The sequence below is a fragment of the Kutzneria sp. 744 genome (assembly GCF_000568255.1).
GTDB lineage: Bacteria > Actinomycetota > Actinomycetes > Mycobacteriales > Pseudonocardiaceae > Kutzneria.
Map to the genome: position 1 here is coordinate 1,796,967 of NZ_KK037166.1, position 7,666 is coordinate 1,804,632.

At 69.7% G+C, this 7,666-nt stretch carries 8 protein-coding genes; 6 read left to right on the forward strand and 2 right to left on the reverse strand.

Annotated elements, in window-relative coordinates; genetic code table 11:
- Positions 1-251 precede the first annotated feature (251 nt).
- On the reverse strand, positions 252-1,115 hold the full coding sequence (locus tag KUTG_RS07910; RefSeq protein WP_052394187.1) for an RCC1 domain-containing protein: 864 nt from the start codon (positions 1,113-1,115) through the stop codon (positions 252-254).
- A gap of 605 nt (positions 1,116-1,720) precedes the next feature.
- Here KUTG_RS07910 and KUTG_RS07915 point away from each other — a divergent pair.
- The 4 genes from KUTG_RS07915 to KUTG_RS58130 all read left to right on the forward strand — a co-directional run bounded on the left by KUTG_RS07915 (position 1,721) and on the right by KUTG_RS58130 (position 4,486).
- Entirely contained in the window at positions 1,721-1,978 is a 258-nt protein-coding gene (locus KUTG_RS07915; protein ID WP_043716030.1) for a hypothetical protein, read from the forward strand.
- Positions 1,979-2,014: 36 nt separating this feature from the next.
- Positions 2,015-2,251: a hypothetical protein gene (locus KUTG_RS07920; protein WP_043716032.1), complete on the forward strand. Its 237-nt coding sequence runs from the start codon at positions 2,015-2,017 to the stop codon at positions 2,249-2,251.
- Positions 2,252-2,660: 409 nt separating this feature from the next.
- Positions 2,661-3,764 (forward strand): type I restriction endonuclease, encoded by a 1,104-nt coding sequence (locus KUTG_RS07925; protein ID WP_043728650.1) that lies wholly within the window; start codon positions 2,661-2,663, stop codon positions 3,762-3,764.
- A 113-nt stretch (positions 3,765-3,877) separates the two neighbouring features.
- Complete coding sequence (locus KUTG_RS58130; protein ID WP_157494396.1) at positions 3,878-4,486, forward strand: hypothetical protein; 609 nt, start codon at positions 3,878-3,880, stop codon at positions 4,484-4,486.
- Here the strand turns inward: KUTG_RS58130 and KUTG_RS53080 are convergent.
- Positions 4,479-5,114 (reverse strand): LuxR C-terminal-related transcriptional regulator, encoded by a 636-nt coding sequence (locus KUTG_RS53080; RefSeq protein ID WP_052394188.1) that lies wholly within the window; start codon positions 5,112-5,114, stop codon positions 4,479-4,481. The genes KUTG_RS58130 and KUTG_RS53080 overlap by 8 nt on opposite strands.
- 105 nt (positions 5,115-5,219) lie before the next feature.
- Between KUTG_RS53080 and KUTG_RS53085 the strand changes: the two genes are divergently transcribed.
- Positions 5,220-6,524: an AAA family ATPase gene (locus tag KUTG_RS53085; protein WP_198047061.1), complete on the forward strand. Its 1,305-nt coding sequence runs from the start codon at positions 5,220-5,222 to the stop codon at positions 6,522-6,524.
- An 886-nt stretch (positions 6,525-7,410) separates the two neighbouring features.
- A partial coding sequence (locus KUTG_RS66030; RefSeq protein ID WP_369794625.1) for a tetratricopeptide repeat protein occupies positions 7,411-7,666 on the forward strand: 256 nt, incomplete at its 3' end.

Consider the following 7,666-nt stretch of genomic DNA (forward strand, 5'->3'; position numbering starts at 1 on the left):
CACGTTCCATCTTTCTGGCGGCGGCGAGATACTCTGAATAACATACGGTTAGAGACAAAATAGTCCCCGCGGGGCGTTAGGAAGTAATCAAAAGTCTCGCGATAGAGCTGACGAACCACGACGATGCGTTACATCGATATCACTACCCCGTCTGCGAGATCAACACAAAATCAAAACCGGTCTGTAATGCGACGCCTCCTCGCTGACGCGGGCAATACCCGGCTCACCGTGCTGCACAGTGAGCCGCTACCTCAGCTGCTGGCCACCACGTAGCCCTGGTAGCCGCCGGCGGCGATGCCGCTGACGTGCAGCCCGTCCAGGCCGGGCACCTTGGACGGACTCTGGGTGGGCTGCATGTCCGGCGTGCGGAGGGCGTCGGCGAAGGAAAGCGAACCCCAGGCCCAGACCGTGCCGTCGGCGGTCAGCGCGAGCGCGTAGTTCCAGCCGCTGCCGGCCACGTCGACCACATTGGACAGTGTGGGCACCTGCTTCGGCGCGCTGTACGTGTACGGGCCGCCCGACGGGTAGTCCTGGCCGCCCAGGAAGACGCTGCCCCACGCCCAGAGCGTGCCGTCCGACCTGATCGCGTACGTCGACTGGTTGCGGGACACCGCCACCTTGGTCACCGAGTCCAGCCCGACGACCTGCGTGGGCTGGCTGACGTTCGACTCGGTGGAGCCCACACCCAGCCCGCCGCCGTAGTTCGAGCCCCACGCCCACACCGTGTGGTCGTCGCGAACCACGAAGTAGGACACGCCGTCCGTGGCGACCCCGATGAACCGGCCCGGCAGTTGCACCGGGGCCGGGTTGTTGTCGAGGTCGCTCCACCGCCACACCGAGCCGTCGCGGCGCAGCGCGAGGTGCGAGACCGAGCTGCCGCTCACCTGCGTGACCTCCGACAGGCCGCGCACCTGGGACGCGGTCATCGTGTTGTCCCACTGCCACACTGTGCCGTCGCCCTTGACGGCGAAGCCGGCGCGGTGGCCGCCGGTGATGGAGGCGACGTTGTCCAGGCCGCGGACCTGCGTCGGCTGCGGGCTGAGGCCGCTCGTCTCGCCCGTGCGGCCGATCGACCACACCGTGCCGTCCTGGCGCAGCGCGTAGCCGGCGTCCATGCTGCCGGCGACCTGCTTGACCGCGACAGGCCGGGCACTTGGCCGACGCCGCGGGACCGGTACGTGGTGCGGTGCCGTCGCCGAGCTGGCCGTAGTCGTTGCGGCCGAAGGCGTACAGGCACGAGCCGGCGCACGGGGCCGGCGCGGGGCCGAAGTAGCCGGCGATGTCCGAGATCAGGTCGACCCGGCCGTAGGCGTTGCGCAGCGCCAACTGCCCGCCCGCGCCGAGCTGCGTGACCGCGAGGTTGGACGCAGTCTGCCCGGGCACCAGGTTCAGGTTGGAGGCGTCCGGCACGGACGTGCCGGCCGGGTACGCGGTGACGAAGGTGGACCACGTCGTGTTGGTGGCGGTCAGGTTGTAGACCACGGCCTTGGCCGAGGCCGGCAGCCACGGCGTCAGATCGACCGCCCGCGACTCGCCCGGACCGAACGACGGCCCCGTGCGGCTGTCCGTGGCCCGCGTCGGCGACAGCGTGAAGTACGCGTCACCGCGGTCCGTCGCGTAGTAGCCGGCGACGTCCACCACCAGGTCCACGTTGCCGGCCAGGTTGTTCAGGTCCACCACACGGTCCGGGCCCACCGCGACCGTGACCAGGTTGGGCCGGATGTCGCCGGGCACCAGGTTCAGGTTGGACACCGCCGGCTGCGTCGTGCCGTGCGGCCAGGCCGTGATCACCGTTGCCGCATCCGGGCTCACGCCCGTGAGGTTGAACGTGACCGCCTTGGCCGTGCTCGGCAGGACGTTCGACAGGTCCACCGAGATCGTGCCGTTCGGGCCCACCGGGCCGCCGCTGTTGCGCGTGTCCCGCACCCGCGTCGGGCTGATCGAGGTGTACCGCGCGCCGGAGTTGTCGTCCACGTAGTAGCCGGCCAGGTCCGCGATCAGATCCACCGAGCCCGTGTGGTTGGTCAGGTACACCCCGCCCGCCCAGTCCGCCCGTCCGATCGCGACGGTCACCAGGTTGGCCCGGGTCTCCCCCGGCGCCAGGTTCAGGTTGGACGCCCCCGCCGCATCCCCCGCCAGCGTCGGCGTCGCCCGCACCGTCGTCGTGTCCGTCGGGTTCGTGCCCGTCAGGTTGAACACCACCGCCGTCGTGTTGGCCGGCACCACGCTCTTCAGGTCCAGCCGGACGTAGTCCTCCGCCCCCACCTTGCGGCTCGTCCTCGTGTCCAGCAGCCGCTTCGGCGTCACCGAGACAAAAGTCGCCCCCGCCGACGCCGCCTGCGGCCCCGCCGCCACCGCCGTCCCCGGCAGCAGCGACACCGCCAGCGCGGCCGTCACCCCCACGACCGCGAGCATGCGTAACCCAGTCACTGTCCCCCCTCGGAACACATGGTGCCAAATCGCCCGAACCGTACCTCATGGGTCCGACAATCCCCACCGGGACGCAGCTCACAACCCCTCCGCGAGTCACGCTCACAGACACACCGAAAGTCGGTTTCAAGCACACCCGCCCCGGTCGCACAGCGCACGTAACGGATCACCGACTGCCATCGATGTGAGAGCGCACATGCGGCAGGCCGTCGGAGTCGGAAGGCGTGGTCATGGAGATCGCGGACAGAGCACAGGCGCTCGCGCTGAAGATCCGCAAGCACAAGGCGGACATCGAGACGGAAGAGGCGACGAAGAACGCCTTTGTCATGCCGTTCATCAGCACAGTGCTCGGCTACGACGTGTTCAACCCGTCCGAGGTCATCCCGGAGTTCACCGCGGATGTGGGCACCAAAAAGGGCGAGAAGATCGACTACGCCATCGTGCACGGCGGTCAGGTGCAGGTGCTGATCGAGGTCAAGAAGGTCCGGGACCCGCTGCGCATCGAACACGCCTCCCAGCTGTTCCGGTACTTCGCGGTGACCAACGCGCGGATCGCGATCCTGACCAACGGCGAGGTGTACGAGTTCTACACGGACCTGGACGCGCCGAACCGGATGGACGCGAAGCCGTTCCTGGTGCTGGACTTCTCCGACATCGACGACACGCTGCTGCCCGAGCTGGCCAAGCTCACGAAGGAGTCGTTCGACCTGGACTCGGTGATCAGCGCGGCCGGCGAGCTCAAGTACATCGGGCAGCTCAAGCGAATCCTGGCCGCGCAGTTCAAGCAGCCCGAGGACGAGTGGGTGCGGTTCCTGACCACGCGGGTCTACGAGGGTTCCTTCACTCAGCGCGTGCGGGACCAGTTCCTGCCGCTGGTGACCAAGGCGACGCGGCAGTTCCTCAACGAGCAGGTCAACGACCGGCTGAAGAACGCGCTGGGCGGACCGGACGCGTACGTCAGCGTCTCCACGGAGCTGCCGGCCGAGCCGGAGCCGACGGTGAAGGTGGTGGACGGCGTCGAGGACGTCGTGACGACGGAGGAGGAGCTGGAGGGCTACCGGATCGTCCGGGCCATCGTGTGCGGCGAGGTCCCCGCCGGCCGGGTCATCGCCAGGGACACCAAGACGTACTTCGGCGTGCTGCTGGACGACAACAACCGCAAGCCGATCGCCCGGCTGTGGTTCAACCGGTCCAAGAAGTATCTCGGCGTCTTCGACGAGAACAAGGTGGAGACGAGGATCGCGATCGCCGACGCGGAGGACATCTACCAGCACGCGGACCATCTTCGGAAGACGGTCGCCCGGTACCTGACCAAGGCCCTCGACGTCGACTGACACCCCTGGGGAAAGCGATTCCCGACCGGTCGGGTCGAGCGACCCATGACGCCCGGGTCGGGGGGCGGGGACTGTGGTGCGGTCACCATCCCGACCACGGAAGGCGATCGAACATGGTCAACCGCAAGATGTTCACGAGGGTGTCGGTGGGGCTCGCGGCGGCGGCGGTCGCGGCGCTGACGGTGCTGGCGCCGCAGGCGAGCGCGGCCCAGGCAGGAACGACGCAGGCGAATACGGCACCGGCCTCGAACGCGAGACAGGCGGCGGTGCAGCAGGCGCTGAAGGTGACGCCGAACGTGGCGGACTCGGGGTGCACGGGGCGGGCGCTGCCGCTGGACTGCTGGGTGCACGAGCCGATCGTCACGCAGCCGTCGGCGACGTACCCGACGATCCAGTTCCTGCCGGGCGACCACGTGACGGTGGACGCGGGCGGGTGCGTGCAGACCGGCGGGCACGGGGCGACGTGGAAGCGGTACGTGAACCCGGCCTCGGACAACGGGCTGTACCACGGCCTGATCAACATCCCGGGCGGGACGGCGGGCACGCAGCAGATCTGGACGGCGGTGGGCCGGACGTTCACGGTGGGCGGCTCGGGTGGGTCGCTGGTCCTGGGCTATGAGGACGACGGCTACTCGGACAACGGGTACTACTCCCACGACGACGGCACGGGCAACCAGTGCAAGGGTGTCGGCAACGCGTGGGTGCACATCGTGATCAGCTGACGGCGGGCTCCGTGTGCGCCGAGGGGCGCACACGGAGCTTTTCCCGGGCCAGCCAAGCGGCTTCGGCACGGGACCGGGCCGGCAGCTTGACCAGGATGTTGGAGACGTGGTTGCGCACGGTCTTCACGGTGATGCCGAGGTGGCGCGCGATGGCGGTGGTGCCGGCGTCACGGACCAGAAGTTCCAGCACGTCTTGTTCACGCGGCGTCAACTGCGGGAAGAACGAGTCCACCCGCGCGGCGCCGATGCGGTTGCGCACCAGGGGAGCCATGTCGGCGGTGACGAACAGCCCGCCCCTGGCCACCACCCGGATCGCGGTGAGGATGTCCTCGGGACCGGCCTGTCTGGTCACGTAGCCGGCGGCCCCGGCGGACATGGCGGCGGTGACGTCCTCCTCACGGGTGGAAGCGCTCACGACCAGCACGGCCGCGTTCTCGGCGGCCCCTTCGACGAGGTTGAGGCCGATGCCCAGCACGACGACGTCCACCACGGCGGTGCGTAGCAGCTCGATGAGCTCGGCCTGGGTGCCGGCGACCGCGACGACGTCGAGGTCGGGCGTGCGGGTCACGTGCGTGCACAATCCGTCGACGAACACCGGTTGGCTGTCGGCGAGCAGGATTCTTGTCATATCTCGATGGCGTGACGCGGCGTGTGCCTCCCCGCGGCACGGCACGTTGGCTCGCGCGGCAATGAAGCACGTATCCCGACGAACCGGGCGCGCTCATCTACCGGCGTGGACCGTTTTGTCGGCAGGGCAGCGGAATTACGCCGTCTGGAGTACGCCTGGCGCGACACCGCACGGGGGCGACTGGTGGCGGTGACGGGCCCGGCCGGCGTGGGCAAGACGCGCCTGTGCGAGGAAGCATCGGACCGTGCGCGGGCGGCCGGCCTGCGGGTGGTGTGGGGTCGGTGCTGGTCGGACGGCGGCGCGCCGGCGCTGTGGCCGTGGCAGCCGCTGCTGGCCGATCTGTGCGGCGCGCGGACGGCGGGCCTGCTGAGCTCGGAGGCAGAGACCGTTGACCCGGAACGGTTTTCCCGCTTCCAGGCGGTGAGCAACGCCCTGGCCCGGGCGGTGGAGCACACGCCGACGATGCTGGTGATCGACGACCTGCACGCGGCCGATCCGGCGGCGCAGCTGCTGACCCGGTTCGTGGCCAAGGCCAGGCTGCCGTTGGCGCTGGTGGTGACGCTCCGGTACCCGGTCACCGATCTAGGCGACGAGGCGCTGCCGATCATGCTCCGGCCTTTCGACCCGTCCGAGACAAGAGATTACCTTGTCACGCACGGGATCGAGCGGCTGGAAGCACCGCTGACCGACACCATCCACCGGCTGACCGACGGCAGCCCCCTGTTCCTGCGGCGGTTGATCGCCCTCGGTGCGGCGGATTTCGCCGGCGGGCTGCGGGAGGCGATCGACCAGTCGTTTTCCCAGCTCGCCACGGGAACCGCGCGGTTGCTGGCGATGAGCGCGATCCTCGGCGACTCCGTGTCCTCGGCGGAGGCGGCCGCGTTGCTGGATGTGCAAGCGGCGCAGGTCATCGACACCGTGGAATGCGCCGTGCAGGCCGGGCTGGTGACGACCGCCGGCACGGATTCCTTCGAATACAGCCATGATCTCGTGCGACGGGCGGCGTTGTCCCGGCTCACGGCGGCGGAACTGTTGGGACGCCAACGCCCGCGCGGTGGACATCGTCAGCCACAGCGCCCGCAAGGCCCATCACGCGATCAACGCGGCGCCACGATCGGCAACAGACGCCGAACGGGCGATCGCGGTGTGCCGTTCGGCGGCGGCAACGATGGTGCGGCGTTTCTCTTACGAGCAGGCGGCATCGCTGCTGGCGCAGGCCGCCGAGTTCGGCCAGCCGTCGGCCGGGCTGTTGCTGGAGTGGGCCGACGCCGTGCTGGCCTCGGGCCGGTTGGCCGAGGCCAGAGTGCTGTTCGACCGGGCCGCCGACGCGGCACGGGACGAGAGCGATCCCGTGCTGTACGCGCACACGGCGTTAGGGCTGGGCGGCATCTGGCTCAACGAGCGGCGTGACCAGCTGGAGCGGCACCGAATGCTTGGCGCGCAGCGGAAGGCGTTGGCCGAACTGCCGGAGCACGAGGTCACGCTGCGCTGCCGGCTGGAGCTGCGGCTGGCCGCCGAGCTCGTGTACAGCGGCGGCCCGGTGGCCGAGGTGGTCAAGGCCGTGGACGAGATCCGGCAGCTGAACGACGATCGCGCGCTGGCCGAGGCATTGTCGCTGTGCCATCACGCCCTGCTGACGCCTGAGCACGTCCACGAGCGGCTGGCGATCGCGCAGGAGCTGATGTCGGTGGCGGCCGCCGCCGGCATCGACATCCTGGCCGTGCAAGGGTTGTGCTGGCAGACCGTGGACCTGTTCCACCTCGGCGACCCGCGGGCCGAGCGGTCGCTGGCCGAGCTGCGAAACCGGCTGGATGTGCTGGACATCCGCAGCGTGCGGTTCATCGTGACGGCGCTGGACGTGATGCTGCTGTTGCGGGCCGGGCGGCTGGAGGAGGCCGAGGAGCAGGCGGCGCGCTGCCTGGCGCTGGGCAACGAGGTCGGCGATGCCGACGCCGTTGCCTACTACGGGGCGCACGTGCTGGCGATCCGGTGGTTGCAGGGCCGTGGCGCCGAACTTGTCGACCTGGCCGAGGAAATGGCCGGCTCCCCGACGCTGATCGAGGCCGAGTTCACCTTCCGGGCCACGGTCGCGCATCTGGCGGCCGACGCGGGCCGGCACGACCAGGCGCGCTCGACGTTGGCCCGGCTCACGGCCGGCGGGTTGGACGCGTTGCCGCAGTCGAGCACGTGGCTGTCGGGGATGCTGGCCATCGTCGAGGCGTCGGCCTCGCTCGGCGACGCCCACGTGGCGCGGCAGGCCTACGACCTGCTGCTGCCGTTCGCCGAGCTGCCGACGATGCCGTCGCTGGGCGTGGTGTGTTTCGGCTCCACGGAACGGACTTTGGGCCTGGCCGCCACCACCTTCGGCGACCTGGACCTGGCCGCCGAGCACCTGCGGCGGGCCGTGGCGGCGAATCTACGGCTCGGCAACCGGCCGATGACCGCGGTGGCCAAGGCCGATCTGGCGACCGTGCTGCGGCGGCGCGGTGATCACCGGGCCGCCGAGGAGTTGTTGGACAGTGCGGTGAGCGATGCCACGGTGATGGGCATGC

What these genes read in the sequence shown, in the direction of transcription:
- KUTG_RS07910 (WP_052394187.1), bottom strand. Translation starts at nt 1,115, where the DNA reads ATGGACGCCGGCTACGCGCTGCGCCAGGACGGCACGGTGTGGTCGATC.
- KUTG_RS07915 (WP_043716030.1), top strand. Translation starts at nt 1,721, where the DNA reads ATGTCGCCGGGCACCAGGTTCAGGTTGGACACCGCCGGCTGCGTCGTG.
- KUTG_RS07925 (WP_043728650.1), top strand. Translation starts at nt 2,661, where the DNA reads ATGGAGATCGCGGACAGAGCACAGGCGCTCGCGCTGAAGATCCGCAAG.
- KUTG_RS58130 (WP_157494396.1), top strand. Translation starts at nt 3,878, where the DNA reads ATGGTCAACCGCAAGATGTTCACGAGGGTGTCGGTGGGGCTCGCGGCG.
- KUTG_RS53080 (WP_052394188.1), bottom strand. Translation starts at nt 5,114, where the DNA reads ATGACAAGAATCCTGCTCGCCGACAGCCAACCGGTGTTCGTCGACGGA.